Source organism: Prauserella alba (assembly GCF_024171735.1).
In the GTDB taxonomy this organism is placed as follows: domain Bacteria; phylum Actinomycetota; class Actinomycetes; order Mycobacteriales; family Pseudonocardiaceae; genus Prauserella; species Prauserella alba.
In genome coordinates, this window is record NZ_JAMTCH010000006.1 from 324,828 (window position 1) to 340,503 (window position 15,676).

At 67.5% G+C, this 15,676-nt stretch carries 18 protein-coding genes; 8 read left to right on the plus strand and 10 right to left on the minus strand.

The genetic code is table 11. The features are described from left to right. Nucleotides 1-48: 48 nt before the first annotated feature. Genes LY12_RS21460 through LY12_RS21470 form a run of 3 tightly spaced genes read left to right on the plus strand, consistent with a single transcriptional unit; the run spans nucleotide 49 to nucleotide 3,554 of the window. Entirely contained in the window at nucleotides 49-1,182 is a 1,134-nt protein-coding gene (locus LY12_RS21460; protein WP_253859205.1) for an aromatic ring-hydroxylating dioxygenase subunit alpha, read from the plus strand. Then, the gene (locus tag LY12_RS21465; protein ID WP_253859206.1) at nucleotides 1,182-2,183 is read left to right on the plus strand and encodes a PDR/VanB family oxidoreductase; all 1,002 of its coding nucleotides are present in this window, start codon (nucleotides 1,182-1,184) and stop codon (nucleotides 2,181-2,183) included. Before LY12_RS21460 ends, LY12_RS21465 begins: the two co-directional genes overlap by 1 nt. Nucleotides 2,184-2,219: 36 nt before the next feature. Next, nucleotides 2,220-3,554 carry an MFS transporter gene (locus LY12_RS21470; RefSeq protein WP_253859207.1) on the plus strand — a complete coding sequence of 445 codons (1,335 nt, stop codon included), beginning with the start codon at nucleotides 2,220-2,222 and terminating at the stop codon, nucleotides 3,552-3,554. A 188-nt stretch (nucleotides 3,555-3,742) separates the two neighbouring features. Here the strand turns inward: LY12_RS21470 and LY12_RS21475 are convergent, their stop codons facing one another. The 7 genes from LY12_RS21475 to LY12_RS21505 form a co-directional block, all read right to left on the minus strand. Continuing rightward, nucleotides 3,743-4,243 carry a pyridoxamine 5'-phosphate oxidase family protein gene (locus LY12_RS21475; RefSeq protein WP_253859208.1) on the minus strand — a complete coding sequence of 167 codons (501 nt, stop codon included), beginning with the start codon at nucleotides 4,241-4,243 and terminating at the stop codon, nucleotides 3,743-3,745. Between the two features lie 48 nt (nucleotides 4,244-4,291). Further along, complete coding sequence (locus tag LY12_RS21480) at nucleotides 4,292-4,930, minus strand: TetR/AcrR family transcriptional regulator (RefSeq protein WP_253859209.1); 639 nt, start codon at nucleotides 4,928-4,930, stop codon at nucleotides 4,292-4,294. Nucleotides 4,931-5,081: 151 nt separating this feature from the next. Continuing rightward, nucleotides 5,082-5,963 carry a pyrroloquinoline quinone biosynthesis protein PqqB gene (pqqB, locus tag LY12_RS21485; protein WP_253859210.1) on the minus strand — a complete coding sequence of 294 codons (882 nt, stop codon included), beginning with the start codon at nucleotides 5,961-5,963 and terminating at the stop codon, nucleotides 5,082-5,084. Continuing rightward, nucleotides 5,960-7,045 carry a pyrroloquinoline quinone biosynthesis protein PqqE gene (gene pqqE / locus LY12_RS21490; RefSeq protein WP_253859211.1) on the minus strand — a complete coding sequence of 362 codons (1,086 nt, stop codon included), beginning with the start codon at nucleotides 7,043-7,045 and terminating at the stop codon, nucleotides 5,960-5,962. The genes pqqB and pqqE overlap by 4 nt, the downstream gene beginning before the upstream one ends. Further along, nucleotides 7,036-7,362: a pyrroloquinoline quinone biosynthesis peptide chaperone PqqD gene (gene pqqD / locus LY12_RS21495; protein WP_372493592.1), complete on the minus strand. Its 327-nt coding sequence runs from the start codon at nucleotides 7,360-7,362 to the stop codon at nucleotides 7,036-7,038. The genes pqqE and pqqD overlap by 10 nt, the downstream gene beginning before the upstream one ends. Beyond that, nucleotides 7,305-7,985, minus strand: coding sequence for a pyrroloquinoline-quinone synthase PqqC (gene pqqC, locus LY12_RS21500; protein WP_253859213.1), 681 nt, complete (start codon nucleotides 7,983-7,985; stop codon nucleotides 7,305-7,307). Before pqqC ends, pqqD begins: the two co-directional genes overlap by 58 nt. A gap of 105 nt (nucleotides 7,986-8,090) precedes the next feature. Next, nucleotides 8,091-8,189 carry a pyrroloquinoline quinone precursor peptide PqqA gene (locus LY12_RS21505; protein ID WP_253859214.1) on the minus strand — a complete coding sequence of 33 codons (99 nt, stop codon included), beginning with the start codon at nucleotides 8,187-8,189 and terminating at the stop codon, nucleotides 8,091-8,093. A 233-nt stretch (nucleotides 8,190-8,422) separates the two neighbouring features. Between LY12_RS21505 and LY12_RS21510 the strand changes: the two genes are divergently transcribed. Further along, entirely contained in the window at nucleotides 8,423-8,629 is a 207-nt protein-coding gene (locus LY12_RS21510; protein WP_253859215.1) for an RNA-binding S4 domain-containing protein, read from the plus strand. A gap of 76 nt (nucleotides 8,630-8,705) precedes the next feature. Here the strand turns inward: LY12_RS21510 and LY12_RS21515 are convergent, their stop codons facing one another. From LY12_RS21515 to LY12_RS21525, 3 genes are all read right to left on the minus strand, one after another. Further along, the gene (locus tag LY12_RS21515; protein ID WP_253859216.1) at nucleotides 8,706-10,076 is read right to left on the minus strand and encodes an aldehyde dehydrogenase family protein; all 1,371 of its coding nucleotides are present in this window, start codon (nucleotides 10,074-10,076) and stop codon (nucleotides 8,706-8,708) included. Between the two features lie 77 nt (nucleotides 10,077-10,153). Beyond that, nucleotides 10,154-11,455 (minus strand): NAD(P)/FAD-dependent oxidoreductase, encoded by a 1,302-nt coding sequence (locus LY12_RS21520; protein WP_253859217.1) that lies wholly within the window; start codon nucleotides 11,453-11,455, stop codon nucleotides 10,154-10,156. Nucleotides 11,456-11,465: 10 nt separating this feature from the next. Next, nucleotides 11,466-12,179 (minus strand): haloacid dehalogenase type II, encoded by a 714-nt coding sequence (locus LY12_RS21525; protein WP_253859218.1) that lies wholly within the window; start codon nucleotides 12,177-12,179, stop codon nucleotides 11,466-11,468. A 109-nt stretch (nucleotides 12,180-12,288) separates the two neighbouring features. Between LY12_RS21525 and LY12_RS21530 the strand changes: the two genes are divergently transcribed. The 4 genes from LY12_RS21530 to LY12_RS21545 all read left to right on the plus strand — a co-directional run bounded on the left by LY12_RS21530 (nucleotide 12,289) and on the right by LY12_RS21545 (nucleotide 15,673). Further along, the gene (locus LY12_RS21530) at nucleotides 12,289-13,026 is read left to right on the plus strand and encodes a GntR family transcriptional regulator (protein WP_253859219.1); all 738 of its coding nucleotides are present in this window, start codon (nucleotides 12,289-12,291) and stop codon (nucleotides 13,024-13,026) included. Next, nucleotides 13,023-13,952 carry an ABC transporter substrate-binding protein gene (locus LY12_RS21535; protein ID WP_253859220.1) on the plus strand — a complete coding sequence of 310 codons (930 nt, stop codon included), beginning with the start codon at nucleotides 13,023-13,025 and terminating at the stop codon, nucleotides 13,950-13,952. Before LY12_RS21530 ends, LY12_RS21535 begins: the two co-directional genes overlap by 4 nt. A 69-nt stretch (nucleotides 13,953-14,021) precedes the next feature. Beyond that, nucleotides 14,022-14,852, plus strand: coding sequence for an amino acid ABC transporter permease (locus LY12_RS21540; protein ID WP_253859348.1), 831 nt, complete (start codon nucleotides 14,022-14,024; stop codon nucleotides 14,850-14,852). Then, on the plus strand, nucleotides 14,849-15,673 hold the full coding sequence (locus tag LY12_RS21545) for an amino acid ABC transporter ATP-binding protein (RefSeq protein ID WP_253859221.1): 825 nt from the start codon (nucleotides 14,849-14,851) through the stop codon (nucleotides 15,671-15,673). The genes LY12_RS21540 and LY12_RS21545 overlap by 4 nt, the downstream gene beginning before the upstream one ends. Nucleotides 15,674-15,676 lie beyond the last annotated feature (3 nt).

The window sequence follows — 15,676 nt, forward strand, 5'->3', positions numbered from 1 at the left end:
AGTTTGTGGTCCTCGTAAGACATACCTCTCTCCATAGGGAGTTGGCCAATGACGCTCACCCCTTCTCCGCCGACGACGGCCGCGGCACCCACCACGGCCGCAGCGAAGATCTTCAACCACCCCCGCAACGCCTGGTACGTCGCGGCGTGGGACCACGAGGTCACCGGCAAGCAGCCACTGGCACGCACCGTCGCCGGCGTTCCACTGGCGCTGTGGCGGGGCAGTGACGGGCGTGCCGTCGCCCTCGCCGACGCCTGCTGGCACCGGCTGGCACCGCTGTCACAGGGCAAGATCCTCGGCAACGAGCTGCAGTGCCCTTACCACGGTCTGCGCTACAACTCGACCGGTCGTTGCACCGCGATGCCCGCGCAGGAGACCCTCAATCCGAGCGCGGTGGTGCCCTCGTACCCCGTCGTCGAGCGCTACCGGTACGTCTGGGTATGGGTGGGCGATCCCGACCTGGCCGATCCGACGACCGTGCCCGACATGCACCAGATGGACGACCCGTCGTGGGCAGGCGACGGCGAGACGATTCACGCCGACTGCAACTATCAGCTCGTCCTCGACAACCTGATGGACCTCACCCACGAGGAGTTCGTGCACTCCTCGAGCATCGGCCAGGACGAGCTCTCCGGGGCCGAGTTCGACGTCACGCACGAAGGCGACACGGTCACGGTCACCCGCTGGATGCGCGACATCGATGCCCCGCCGTTCTGGCTGAAGAACATGCGCGACAAGTTCCCCGGTTTCGAGGGCAAGGTCGACCGCTGGCAGATCATCAGGTTTCAGGCGCCTGCCACGATCTGCATCGACGTGGGCGTCGCCAAGGCCGGCACCGGCGCACCCGAGGGCGACCGCAGCCAGGGCGTCAACGGCTACGTCATGAACACGATCACCCCCGAGAGCGACCGCTCCTGCCACTACTTCTGGGCGTTCATGCGCAACTACTGCCTGGACAGCCAGACCATCACCACCCAGCTGCGCCAAGGTGTGCACGGTGTCTTCGGCGAGGACGAGGACATGCTGCGCGCCCAGCAGCGTGCGATCGACGCCAACCCAGGGCACGAGTTCTACAGCCTCAACATCGACGCAGGCGGGATGTGGGTACGTCAGATCCTCGAGCGCATGCTGGCCGCCGAGGGCCGGCCATCGGCGGCACCCGCCGCGGGGAAGGAGACCTGATGGCGGTCCAGTCCCAGTCCCGCAGGCAGCAGGCTCGCATCGCCGAGGCCGACGACGTCGCCGACGGCGTCCGCCGGATCGTGCTGGAGGTCGCCCACCCCGAGCATGCGGCCCCCGGCACGCACGTCGACGTCGAGCTGCCGGCCGACGGCGGACCGCAGACCCGTTCCTACTCCGTGGTCCGGTCCGAAAGCGACGGCCGCAGGCTCACCCTCAGCGTGCAGCTCTCCCCCACCTCTCGTGGTGGTTCGAAGGCGATGCACGCGCTGCGCGTCGGTGACGAACTCACCGTCACCGGCCCCGTGCAGAGCTTCCCGCTCGCGGTCGGCGCCGGTCGTTACGTCCTGGTGGCCGGCGGCATCGGCGTCACGGCACTGGTCGCCATGGCCACCGCGCTGCGCCGCCGCGGCGCCGACTACGAGCTCGTGCTCGTCGGCCGCAGCCGCCGGGTCATGGCCTATCTCGACGAGCTCTGCGCCGAGCACGGCGACCGGGTCCGCGTTCACGTCGACGACGAGGGCACGCCGCTGTCGGTACCCGACCTGGTCGGAGACATCGCTGCGGCGCCGAACGCGGCCGCCACCGAGCTGTACATGTGCGGCCCGATGGGGCTGATGGACGCGATCAGAGCGAGCTGGACCGAGCACGCCCTGCCGGAAACCAACCTGCGGTTCGAGACCTTCGGTTCCAGCGGCCGATACGGCGCCGAAGAGTTCCGCGTGCGACTTCCCCAGTTCGACCGCGAGGTCGTGATCGCGCCCGACACATCGATCCTGGACGCACTGAACGCGGCCGGGTACGACACGCTCTCGGACTGCCGCAAGGGCGAATGCGGGCTCTGTCTGGCCAAGGTCGTCGAGGTGGACGGCACCATCGACCACCGCGACGTCTTCCTCAGCGAAACTCAGAAGGAACGCTCCTCCGCGCTGTGCCTCTGCGTCTCCCGCGCGGTGACCGGCAGCTCTGCCGACCGCGCCACCGTGACCCTCCACCTCCCCTGAACCGGCTCACCGGTCCCCTCACCCCTGGACACCAGTATGAACATCACTGAACGCATCGGCGCGGCGCCGATGTCCGGCTACCAATGGCTGATCGTCGCGCTCTGCACCTTCATGAACTGCCTCGACGGCTTCGACGTCATGGCTGTCGCCTTCACGGGCCCCTCCGTCACCGAGGAATTCGGCCTGAGCGGTTCCGAGTTCGGCCTGCTGGTCTCGGTCGGGCTGATCGGAATGGCGCTGGGTTCCATGCTGCTCGCGCCCTTCGCCGACCTGATCGGCCGTCGTCCCCTCATCCTGTTGAGCCTCGCACTCGGCACGATCGGCATGTTCGGCGCCGCCATGGCCCCGTCGATGCCGGTGATGGCCGTGTTCCGGCTCGTCACCGGCATCGGCGTGGGCGGCATTCTGGCCAGCTCCAACGTGATCGCCAGCGAGTTCTCGAATGCGAAGAATCGCGGACTCGCCATCGGTGTCTTCACCGCCGGGTACGGCGTCGGCGCCACCGTGGCGAGCGTCGTCGCGAAGGCCGCGGTCGGCGGTGACTGGCGGATCGTCTTCTACGCAGGCGGTTTCGCCACCCTGCTCGCTCTCGTCGTCATCGCGCTGCTGCTGCCCGAATCCGTCGCCCATCTCGAGCAGCGTCGCCCGCAGGGCGCCCTGGAACGCATCAACCGGACACTGGCACGGATGAGGATGGATGCCGTCAGCTGGGCCGAGCTCGACGGGGCCGCCTCCGCGCGGGACACGACCGGGCGGACCAACTCGGGGTGGCTCAAGCAGTTGCTCACCCCCACGCTCCTGCTCTGGGCCACCTTCATCACGATCATGTTCGGCTTCTACTTCGTCAACAGCTGGACTCCCACCCTGCTCGTCGAGAAGGGGCTTTCGGAAGGCGCCGCGGTCACGGCCGGGATGGCGATCTCGATCGGCGGCACCATCGGCTCTGTGCTCTACGGCGTCGCCGCCCGGATTCGCACGCCGCGAGTCGTGCTGATCGGGTTCTCGGTGCTCGCCGCGGCGATGATGATCGTGTTCATCGTGAGTACCTCGGTCCTGTGGCTCGGATTCGGAATCGGCGTGGTCGTCGGTGCGCTGATCAACGGCTGCATCGCCGGTGCCTACACGGTCGGGCCACCGCTGTATCCGGCCCACCTCCGCAGCGTCGGCATGGGCTGGGCGCTCGGCATGGGCCGGATCGGCGCGATCCTGTCCCCCACCGTCGCCGGAATGCTCAAGGACGCGGGCGCCTCGGCGACCCAGCTGTACGTCGGTGCCGCGGCGGTGGTCGCGATCTGCGCGATCGTCCTGATCGGACTGCGCCGCCACGACCCGGAGTCCGCGCCGGCGGTGAAGGAACCGAATACGGTCTGACGCGCCACGGCCGTGGGGTTTCGACCCCGCCAACTCCGCAGTGGGAAGCGGCGACAAGCCGGGTGACGTCCGCGCCGGCGCGGCTCGCATGACCGCGCCGGCGCGGCCGCTGCCGACCCCGCCACGGCGAGCTCCGGGACAGCGTGTTCGCCCGCCGACGCCGCGCCCGGGCTGTCGGCGGGCGACGACTACGCGTGATGGACAGCCGTCGAGCCGGCCAGCGGCATCGGATCCAGGCCGAGTTTTCGGTGGTCCCACGAGCGGACGCGTTCGACGTCGACGCGAACCGCCACCCGCTTGTGGAGCATGCTTTCCACCCACGGCTGGAGTTCATCGGTGTACGGCCCGTGATAGCGCTCCCACACATTGACGCCGACGGCCCACAGCGCCTCCGGATCGTCGACGATCTCGGCACGCCCCTCCAGCGAGACACCCCGCAGGGCGTCGTAGGTCAGACCGTCCTCCATCACGACGGTGATCCGTGGATCGCGGCGGATGTTGACCGCCTTCTGCGCCTTGCCCTTGGTCTCGAACCAGAGCACACCGTCGATGACGGCGAACCACATCGCGACCGCATGCGGGTGACCCGTCGGCCCCAACGAGACCAATGTGGCCGTACGTCGGGTCGACACGTACTCGGCGACTTCCTCGGCCGTCATCTCGATCTCGGCGCGCTGTTTGGTCCCCACCCGCCACTCCTTTCGTCCTATTGCGACAGTCGCCGGCCCCGGATCGCGCTAGGACCCGGGGCCGGCGAGGATGGATGTCGTGACATCGATGAGGTCGGCGACGACCTCGTCGACGGTCCAGGTGCCCGCATCGAGCCCCTGCAACCCCCGGGTCTGCTCGACGTCGCCCAGCACGTTCAGCGTCACGTTCATGGCCTGGGCGAGGCGGAAATCGAGCGTTCGCCGGGAAGCATCCCGATCGAGGCGTGCCAGCAGTTCCACGAAGACGGCGTTGCGTTCGAAGAACGTCTCGGAGATGGTGTTCAATCCGGGATCGCGGGTCGCCAGCAACCGACCGACCAACCGGATCCAGGGCGCCCCGCCGGAGGCACGGACGGCTGCCACCGGCCGCACCACGGCCTGGGCCAGCTCGCGGGCGCTGACCTCACCGTCGGGCAGCCCCTCGAGGACCGCCTGCCGTTCAGCGCTCACCTGGTCGAGGCGGCTGCGCAGGACCGCCTCGAGCAACCCCTCCTTCGACCCGAAGTGGTAGTGGATCGCGGCCACGTTCGTCTCGGCCGCCTGCATGACGGCACGCAGGGACACCGCTCCGACACCGTGCTCGGCGAACAGGCGCTCGGCCGCGGCGACCAGTCGCTGCTCGGTGGCCGGCCGACGGCGGCCGTTCACTACGGCTGCGTGGACCACCCGAGCGACTCTATCAACTGATTGCATCGATCGATAGAGAACGGACCGGCAGCCGGTGTGACCGGCGACCGACCCGGGGACGAGGCGGCAACGCTGCGACGGAACCGCGCTCGTGATGTCGGTGCCGCCCGTACGCCGCGGCGCTTCGCCGTCAGAGGAACAGTTCCGTGGCGTCCGGCGGGAGTTCGGCGCCTGCGCCGAGCAGGGCCGCGTACTCCGGCGACGCCGGGTTCAGCACCGGGTTCGTGTTGTTGACGTGCGTGTACAGCCAGCGAGTCGCCCGCGAACGCCGGATGCGCGCGAGGCTGCCGTACTCGCCCGCCATCGGCACGTGTCCCATCGCGAGCTGGGCGTGGGAACCGATTCCCCCGGCCGTCGCGCCCGTCATCTCGTCCGGCGCGAAGAACGAGCCGTCCAGCACCACGCAGCCGGCCCCCGCGCAGAACTCGTCGAATCCGGCGGGCCATTGCGCCACGCACGGCGCGTACACGAGCGAGCCGCCGGTAGCCCGGTCCTCGATCCGGTACGCCACGACCCACGGACCGTCGAGGGTCGATTCCACGGCGTACTTCGGACGCTTGTCGCTCACCGGCAGCACCGTGACAGACAGTCCGTCCAGCTCGAACTTCGCCTCCAGCCGGGGCCACTCCCAATCGTGGTAGCGCGCCGCGATCTCCCGCGCCGGCACGGTCGCCGCTATCGCGTCGGGAGCCCACACGCGGAGCCCGGCAGCCTCCTTGAGCGAGAACAGTCCCAGCGTGTGGTCGAGTTCGCCGTCGGTGAGCAGGACGCCCTGCAGTGGTGTCTCCCGCGGGCCCGGCCCCGGCCGGAGGGCCGAGTGGGACGCCAACTGCGTGTGGATGTCCTGCGAGGCGTTCAGCAGGTACCAGGCGCGGCCGTCCGCACTCACCGCGACGCAGTCCTGCGTCCGCGGCGGTGCGCTCCCGTCGCGGACGGCCTCGCAGTTCGCGCACGCACAGTTCCACTGCGGCAGCCCGCCGCCCGCGGCCGTGCCGAGCAGGACGGCCCTCACCGCATGCCCCGCATCACGAACTCGCCGGGGCCGTGCGGCGCCTCCAGCAATGCATCCACCAGCCCGCGGTCGGGCGAGCGCGTGCACACCGGGTCGGCCGCCGCGGCGTCGCCGGTGAGCTGGAACGCCTGGCAGCGGCAGCCACCGAAGTCGACGGTGCGCCGCTCGCACGTTCGGCACGGTTCGCGCATCCAGTCCTCACCGCGATAGGCGTTGAACGACTCCGACTCGTACCAGATCTCCGCCAGCGGCCGCTCCCGCACGTTCTCCAGCGGCAACGTCGTGATCGTCGTGGCCGCGGGGCAGGGCAGCACGGTGCCGTCCGGGGCCACGGTCAGCTGCTGGGAGCCCCAGCCGGACATGCACGGCTTGGGGTACTGCTCGTAGTAGTCGGAGAGTACGTAGACGATCTGCATCGAACCTCGGAGCCGTTCGATCGCGGCTCGTACCACCGGCTCCGCCGCCGCGAGCTGCTCACGGGTCGGCAGGAGCACGTCGCGGTTGCGCAGTGCCCAGCCGTAGAACTGGGTGTTGGCCAGCTCCAGCCGGTCGGCGCCCATGCGCTCGGCGAGCGCTATCATGCCTTCCAACTGGTCGTGGTTGGCCCGGTGCAGGACGACGTTGACGCTCAGCGGCAGCTCGAACCGTTTCACCAGCGCCGCGGCGGTGAGCTTGTGGTCGTGGGCCTTCGTGCCCGCGAGCAGGTTCGCCCGCTCGGCGTCGGCGCCCTGCACCGACAGCTGGACGTGCGCCAGCCCCCGGTCCACGAGGTCGGCAAGGCGGGCCTCGGTGAGCCCGAGCCCGCTGGTCACGAGGTTGACGTAGCAGCCGAGACCGGATGCGCGGGCGACCAGCTCGGGCAGGTCGGGCCTGGCCAGCGGTTCACCTCCGGAGAGGTGGACCTGCAGCACGCCGAGTTCGCGAGCCTGGTCGAGCACCGAACACCACTCATCGGTGCCCAGTTCCCGCTCGCGCGTGACGAGCTCGACGGGGTTGGAGCAGTACGGACAGTGCAGCGGGCAGCGGTGGGTCAGCTCGGCCAGCATGCCCAGCGGCGGCTGCACCCCCTCGGTCACGCCCATTCGACCACCTCCCGGTCGACGAGTCTGGCGAGCACGTCGCCGACGTCGTCCTCGCGTACACCCGCATAGCGCTCACCGAGCGCCGCGGCGATGTCAGGTATCGACCGCTCGCCGTCACACAGTTCGAGCACGGCCGTTGCGGTCGCATTGGGCACCAGCACCCCCTCGGGGAACAGCACCACGTGGGTCTGCCTGGTGCGGTCGTAGGTCTGCCTGGTGCGGTCGTAGGTCAGCCGCACGCCGCGGCGCAGCCGGGGCGTCACGCCTTCGCCGCCGCGTGCTCGATCGCGGTGAGCATCGACCACAGCACGTCGCATTTGAACGACAGTGCCGCCACGGCCGCCTCCTGCTGTTCACGGGTGCCGCAGTGGGCCACGACGATCGCGAGCGTCTCCTCGCCCTCGCCGCTCACGGTGTCGATCCGGTTCGTGAAGTAGGCCAGGTCCTCGCTGCGGATCCACTCGTACCGCGCCAGCATGTCGCCGACCCGCCGGCGCATGAGGTGCCCGGAGAACATCTCCGTGAGCCCGGAGGCGACCGCCTCGGTCCACGGCTTCGTGCGCGCGAAGTTCACGTACGCGTCGACGGCGAATCGCACGCCCGGTGCGACGTGGCGCTCGTCCAGCACCTCCCCGCGGTCGAGGCCGACGGCCGAGCACAGCCGCAGCCAGCGCTCGGCTCCGCCTTCGCCCGCTGCGCGGCCGTCGTGGTAGACGATGCGGTCGAGCCACTGCCTCCGCACCTCCGGAAGCGGGCAGTTGCTGATGATCGCCGCGTCCTTCTGCGGCAGCATGCGCTGGTAGTACCAGCGATTGGCGGCCCAGACCCGCAGCTCGCGCTCGGTCAGCTCACCGGCGTGCATCCGGTGGTGGAACGGATGGGCGCCCCAGTAGCGGTGCGAGAGTCCCTTCAGCTCGGCGACGAATGTCTGCTCGGTCATCGGTGGATTCGGCTCCATCGGCCGCACCGCCGTCCTTCCGGGTCGGTGGGGCGTGGCCGACGGGTGACTGTAAGCGCTTTCCCATCGGCCACGCCGACACACTCGTCACTCCATACGGCCGAAGTACGCCGTGACCTCCGGTGTGGTCGCGTACTCCTCGAAGTCCGGAGTGGTCCAGACCTTCAACTCGCCCGACTCGACCATGACGTGTCTCCCTCCGTTGGGATGTTCATGAGAACGCCGCCAGCCTAACGGGATTCGCGCTGAAAGCGCTATCCCTCGGGCCACGGATACTCCGACCGAGCCACTCCGACTGCCTGCCCTGGCCCGTCTCCGACGACGTATCTCCGTGTCGGCCACCGGCCACGTGGGAGCTGGCCCGGCGTGCGGACCGACCCTGGTGAGGGCCGATCCGGGGTGCACGAGATGATGACGGGATGCGAGACGTTGCCGTCAGTACCGACTCCATCCGACTCGGTCAGTTCTTGAAGCTCGCCGGCGCGGTCGACATCGGTTCCGATGTGCGGTCACTGCTGGAGGACGGCCGCGTGACGGTCAATGGCGAGGCCGAGGACCGCCGGGGCAGGCAGCTCGTGCGCGGCGACGTCGTCGCCGTCGACGGCACCGAGGTGCGCGTCGGGTGAGTCGTCGAGCGGACCAGTAGCTCCTCGACGACTCCCCCGGCACCCACGCGCACCGCGGGTGCCGCGGGTGCCGCGGTCACTCGGCGAGCACGACGCTCTTGGGCGCCGACAGCTCCCGGACCGCGTGCCGCACGCCCTCGCGTCCGATACCGGTCGAGCCGAACCCGCCGAACGGCATCGCATCGATACGGAAATCGCTTGTCGCGTTGACGAGTACGCACCCCGCGTGCAGTTGCTGTGAGAGCGTCCTCGCAGTCGTGACCGATGCCGTGAACACGCCCGCGTGCAACGCCTGCCCCACGGTGTTCGCACTGGCGACGACCGCGGCGTACGAGGTGAACGGCTCGATGGCGACCACCGGTCCGAATACCTCGGCGGTCATCACGTCCGATCCCTCTGGTACATCCACGAGCACCGTCGGTTCGTAGAACACCCCGTGTCGACGAGCACCGGTCAGAGCGCGCGCACCCTGACCTATGGCGCGATCGACGAGACACTCGACCTTCCGCGCCGCCTGCTCGTCGATGAGTGGGCCGATATCGGAGTCGGTGGCACGCTTGCTGCCGACCCTCCGCTGTTTCGTTCGGGCGATGACCCCGTCGAGGAACCGATCGTGGACTCGTGCATGCACGTACACGCGTTGCACGGACAGACAATTCTGGCCGGCGGCACCGAAGGCTCCGTCGACGACGGCGGCCGCGGCCAGCTCGAGATCGGCGTCCTCGCACACGACCGTGGGGTTGTTCCCGCCGAGCTCCATCAACAACTTCTTGACGCCGGCCGTGCGGGTGATCGCTTCGGCGGTGCGTGGTCCGCCGGTGAACGAGAGCGCCGCGATCCGCGGGTCGGAGACGATCGCCCGGCCCACGTCGGGGCCGCCGCAGACGACCGCGATCCGATCCCCGGGTACACCGACCTCGAGAAGCACCTCGGCGAAGGCCAACGCGGTCAACGGAGTGTGCTCGGACGGTTTGAGGATCACGCCGTTTCCCGCGAGCAGTGCGGGCGCCACCTTGTGCGCCACCAGGTTGAGCGGATCGTTGTAGGGGGTGATCGCGCCGACCACACCGAGTGGTGCTCGGGCATACCAGCCGATCTTGCCCGCTCCTCGAGGTGTCGCATCGAACGGAAGCGACTCCCCGAGCAGTTCGCCGCTTGCCGATGCCGCGAGCCACAGTGTCTCGACGCAGCGCGTGACCTCATCGCGTGCCTCCGCGGCGGTCTTGACTCCCTCGGCGGCGATCAACGCGGTGAACCGCTCGGACCGATCCGCGATCGTTTCGGCGGCACGGCCCAGAGCACGTTCCCGTTCCCAGGCCGGCCATTCGTTGCGCCACGAGTCCGCCAGGTGGCCGATCGCCCCGGACACCTCGTCGACCGTGGTCTGTGCCGCATACCCGACCACCGCGCCGTCCTCGGGATCCATCACCGGGATCCGCGCAGGCATCCAGCACCCTTGCACGAGAGCTCCGCCCGGAAGGGCAACCGTCCGCGCCCCGACGGTTGCCGCCGCAGCTGCGGTGCTCACCGTGCGCGGCCTCCGGTCAGCTTGTTCCAACCGTCGATCACGTGGGCGCCCGCACCCACGAACGGCAGGAACCACGGCGGTCCGAAGTGTCCGGGCACCGCGGGGAACGTGAGGTCGTTCCAGGGGTACGCATCCGATTTTCCGGCGAGATAACGGCCCACCTCCCGTCCCGAGTGGGCGGCCATCTGCACGCCGTGACCGCTGTAGCCCAACGAGTAGTGCATTCCGTCCCGGACACCGGTGTGGACCATCTGATCGACGGTGATGTCGACCAGACCTCCCCAGGTGTAGTCGATCCGGGCGCTCGCGAGTTGCGGGAACACCGTGCTCATCGCCCGCTGCAGAATCTTCGCACTGCGGAGATCCGAATCGGGATTGGACAGTGCGAACCGGGCGCGGCCACCGAACAGGAGCCGGTTGTCCGGGGTGAGACGGAAGTAGTACGTGAGCATCTTGCTGTCGGAGGCCATGCGCCCGTTCGGCAGCAGGCTGCCGGCGAGTTCGGGGCTCAACGGTTCGGTCACCACGATGAAGCTGCCGACGGGTAGCACCCTGCGACGCAGCCAGGGCGTGGTGCCGCCGGTGTAGCCGCTCGTGGCAATGAGCACCTCGCCCGCGTCCACGGTGCCACGTGTGGTCTGCAACGTATGACGCGCTCCCCGTCGCGAGATCGACTGGACCGCCGCGTCCTCGCACAGCTCGGCTCCCCTGCGAGCGGCGGCACCGGCGAGTCCGTGTACGAACTTGCCGACATGGAGCCCCGCACCGCGTGGATCGACCATGCCGCCGACGTAGTACGGCGAGCCGATCTCCTTGCCGAGCTCGCTGCGATCCAGCACGGTGACGTCGGGAAGCTCCGGGATGCTGTTGATCTCCGCCTGCGCGGTCCGTAGCCCCGCAAGATCGCGTCTGGTGACCGCGAGCGCGAGCTTTCCGTGCCGCTCGAAGTGGCATTCGATGCCCAGCTCGTCGACAAGGCTCTCGATCGTGTTGATCGCCCGGTCGTACTCGAGATGCATTTCGATCGCGCGCTCCCGGCCGTAGCGGGCGATCGCGGTGCCGATTCCGATGGCCAGCCCGGTCGTCGCCATCCCGCCGTTGCGGCCGGACGCTCCCCAGCCCATGGTCTCGGACTCGAGGACAGCGACGGTGGCGCCGTGCCGGGTCAGCTCCAACGCGGCGGACAGGCCGGTCAGCCCGCCGCCGACGATCGCGACATCGACCGTCTCGGGCACCTCGGTGCGCCGGTAGTCGCCCGATGGCGGGGCGGTGTCGTACCAGTAAGAGGTGAGTTTCATGACTGCCCGCCTATGCGATGCCGAGTAGCTTGTTGAGCTCGTCGAGCGAGTCGACCTTCGTGTAGCCGTACGCGGGGACGAGCGGGTCGAACCCACGGTCGAGGAACACGAGGTTGTCGAAGCCGAGATCGTGGGCGGGCATGATGTCGTATCGGGTGTGCGACGTGACGTGCACGAAGTCCGACGGCGACGCGTTCAGCGTGTCCAACATGTACTCGAACGCCTGATAACGCGGCTTGTACACACCGGCCTGCTCCGCCGTGTAGACGGCATGGAACGGCGCACCGAGCTTCGGCGCCGACACGTCGAGGAATGCGTCGTCGGCGTTCGACAGGATGACCAGCGGGAAGTGTTGGGCCATCGCGGCGAGCGGGGCGGGCACGTCGGCGTGCGGCCCCCAGCTCAACACGGCATCCCCGAGTCGCTGCCCGGCATCCGGGGCGGCTTCGATACCCCACCTCTTGCACACCCGGGTGAAGGCGTCCTCCAGCACCTGCCGGTAGGGGTAGTAGGTGCCGCACACCTGGTCGAGGCGGTACTTGCCGAACTGACGCAGGAACTCCGGCCAATCGTTCTCGCTCAGCTGGTCGCCGACGAGCTCGCGGGTCACCGGCGTGATCTGCCAGTTGATCAAGGTGCCGTAGCAGTCGAATGAGATGTACTTCGGCGAGAAGTCGGTCATCACGTCTCCGTTCACGAATGTGGCGATGCGGTTGTGTTCCATGACACTAGAGGACAAGTTGTCGGTTGTCGACAATGTGCACCCGACTGTTGACTGCGTACGTGATGCGGATTACAGTCTCGGAAATCTCAGTCCGTGAGGAGCCCACACCGTGAACCGCATCTCGAGCCTGAACTCGTTGGAGATGAAGTCCGTACCGGAGCGCATCGCCGACGACCTGCGCCAACTCATCGTCGACGGAGCGTTGGAACCCGGCCAACAGCTCAGCGAGGTTGCGCTCGCGAACCAACTGGGCGTCTCCCGATCACCTGTCCGCGAAGCCCTGCAGCGGCTGGTCCGGGAGCGACTCCTGGTCGCCAGTCGCAACCGGGGCGTGTGGGTCGCCCGGTTCACCGATGCCGACATCACGGAGATCTACGATGCGCGCTGCGCCATCGAGACGTTCGCCGCGCAAAGCATCATCGACTCGGGAGCGGACCGCATCGCCGAGGTACTGACCGAACTGCGTGGTTGTCTCGATGAGCTGGAACGGGCGTTGCAGTCCGGCGACTTCCAGAAGGTTTCCAGCGCGGACCTGACGTTCCATCGAGCTCTGGTCGATGGGGCACGCAACTCCCGGCTCAGCGATGCCTACGCGATCCTCTTCAGCGAGGCGCTCACGTGTATCCACTGGCTGGAGATCGCGCGGCCCTCCGGCGAAGAGCTGATGCACGACCACATGGAGTTCACCGCTGCGTTGGAAGCCGGTGACTCGGCACGCATGAGAGAGGTCATCCGGTCTCACTTGAGCAGTGCCGCTCGCAACCTGACCGAGAGCAAGCACGGCGAAGGGCCCGCGGACGCACCATCACCGTCCGCCTGGACGAACGGCCAACAGGAGAATCAATGAAGATTTCCACATCCTTGACCGCGGCTCTGGCCGGCGCCCTGTTCGCGCTGTCGATGACGGGGTGTTCCGACGGCGGCTCCGCAGACGGCAGCACGACCGCCGAACAGGAAAGAGACATCACGAAAGGGGTCGAGGCGGACCCGGCTGCGGTCAAGTTGCTCCCCGCCGAGGTGAAGAAGGACGGCGAGCTCACGGTCGCCATGGACCTCAGCTATCCACCGACGTCGTTTCTTTCCGCAGAGGACAAGTCGCCGATCGGCTACAACGTCGACATCGCGCGACTGCTCGGCGCCAAGCTGGGCCTCGAAGTCCAGATCAAGGACGTCTCGTTCGACACGATCATCCCCGGAATCCAGGGTGGTCGATACGACTTCACGACGACGAACATGACGCCGACCCCCGAGCGACTCAAAGTGCTCGACCTGGTCACGTACTGGAACTCGGGCTCCTCGTTGGCCACGCCGGTGGACAATCCGGAGGGCCTGACCTTCGAAGAACCCACGAGCCTGTGCGGGCACACCGTGGCTGTCATGAAGGGCACCACCCAGGCGGAGAAATACCTCCCGAAGCTGGAGGCCGACTGCCGGAAGGCGGGCGAGAAGCCGATCGACTCGGTCGTGCTGCCGAATGTGCAGGAGGCGTTGACCCAGTTGTCGTCCGGCCGGATGGAAGCGGTCTTCTACGACACCCCGTCGCTCGCCTGGGCTGCCAAGCAACAGCCCGAGCAGTTCGAAATGCAAGACAAGCAGTACCAGAAGGAGACCGGGACCGACGTCGTCACGTTCGGCCTGGAAAAGAACTCGCCGTTGACGAAGGCGATGCACGCCGCGATGCAGTCGCTGATCGACAGCGACAAGTACGAGGAAGCACTCGGCCGCTGGGGGCTCGAATCGGGAACGATCCCTAAATCCACCATCCTGAACTGACGATCGGTGTAGCCCATGGACGCGACGCAAAAGCCACGTGTTCGACGACGGAGCACCATCGAACACGTGATGTGGGTGCTGTGCGTACTTGTGTTCCTCGCAATTGCGTACTCTCTGGTGACGAATCCACGTTACGAATGGGACGTCGTTGCGGAGTACTTCACCGCCGAAACGGTGATCGACGGCGTGCTGCTGACGATCATGCTGACGTTCGTCACGATGTTCCTCGGCACCGTGCTCGGCATCCTCATCGCGGTACTCCGCTCGTCCCCGGTAATGCCCGTGCGAGTCCTCGCGGGTTCCTATATATCGTTCTTCCGAGGCACCCCGGTACTCGTACAATTGATCTTCTGGTTCAACGTTGCGGCGTTGTACCCCGACATCAGCATCGGAATTCCGTTCACCGACATCGGGAGCGAGGTTGACGTCAACGCGTTGATGACGCCGATCGTGGCGGCAACCGTCGGACTCACGCTGAACCAAGCGGCATATATGGCGGAGATCGTACGCGGCGGCTTCAACTCGGTCCCCAAGGGGCAGCTCGAATCCGCCGATGCGCTCGGCATGAGCGAGTGGACGAAGCTGCGTAAAGTCATCATTCCACAGTCGATGCCGACCGTTATTCCCGCGACCGGTAACCAGTTGATCGGTCAGTTCAAGGAGACCTCACTGGTGAGCGTCCTCGGCGTCGCGGACCTGCTGCAAAGCGTTCAGCTCATCTATTCGCGTACCTACGAGACGATTCCACTGCTCATTGTGGCTGCGTTGTGGTATCTGCTCATGACGCTCGCCCTCGGATACCCCCAGTCGTTGATCGAGAAGCACTACTCGAAAGGTACCCGCGCAGGGACGCCGGTGCCACTCGATCCGGCCTTGGCCGGCGCAGAGGAGGGACGATGAACGAGCCCGCGACACGACAGCAACCGACCTCGGAACCATCGCAGGTCGCCACCGCGGACGGCCACGGCACCGTGTACGGACGGCAGCTTGTCAAGTCCTTCGGCCATCGCACCGTGCTGCAGGACGTCGACCTCGACATCGAGTCCGGCGAGATCTGCTGCCTCATCGGACCGAGCGGTTCGGGGAAGTCGACGTTGCTGCGTTGCGTCAACGGACTCGAGAAGGTCGATTCCGGCATCCTCCGAGTCAACGGGGAAGACCTCGGCTACGAGGAGACGGACACGCAATACCGCCCGCTGAGCAAGAAGCAGGTGGCGGCCCAGCGGACGCAGATCGGAATGGTGTTCCAGCACTTCAACCTGTTTCCCAATATGACCGCGCTGAACAACGTGATGTCGGGACTCGTGCTCGTCAAACGCGTCAGGAAGCAAGCAGCGGCCGAGCAGGCACGGTCGCTGCTTGCGCAGGTCGGCCTCGACGGGCACGAGAACCACTACCCGTCGGCCCTGAGCGGCGGCCAGCAGCAGCGCGTGGCCATCGCGCGGGCACTCGCCATGGATCCGAGCGTCATGCTGTTCGACGAGCCGACCAGTGCGCTCGATCCCGAGCTCGTCGGCGAAGTACTCGGGGTCATGCAACAACTCGCCGAGAAAGGCATGACGATGCTGGTCGCCACACACGAGATGGGATTCGCCCGTGAGGTGGCCGACAGCCTGATGTTCATGTGCGCCGGCCGCACGGTCGAGTACGGCGACGCACGGGAAGTACTGTCGAATCCCCGGGAACAGCGTACCCAGCAATTCCTGGAGAAGGTGCTGTGACGA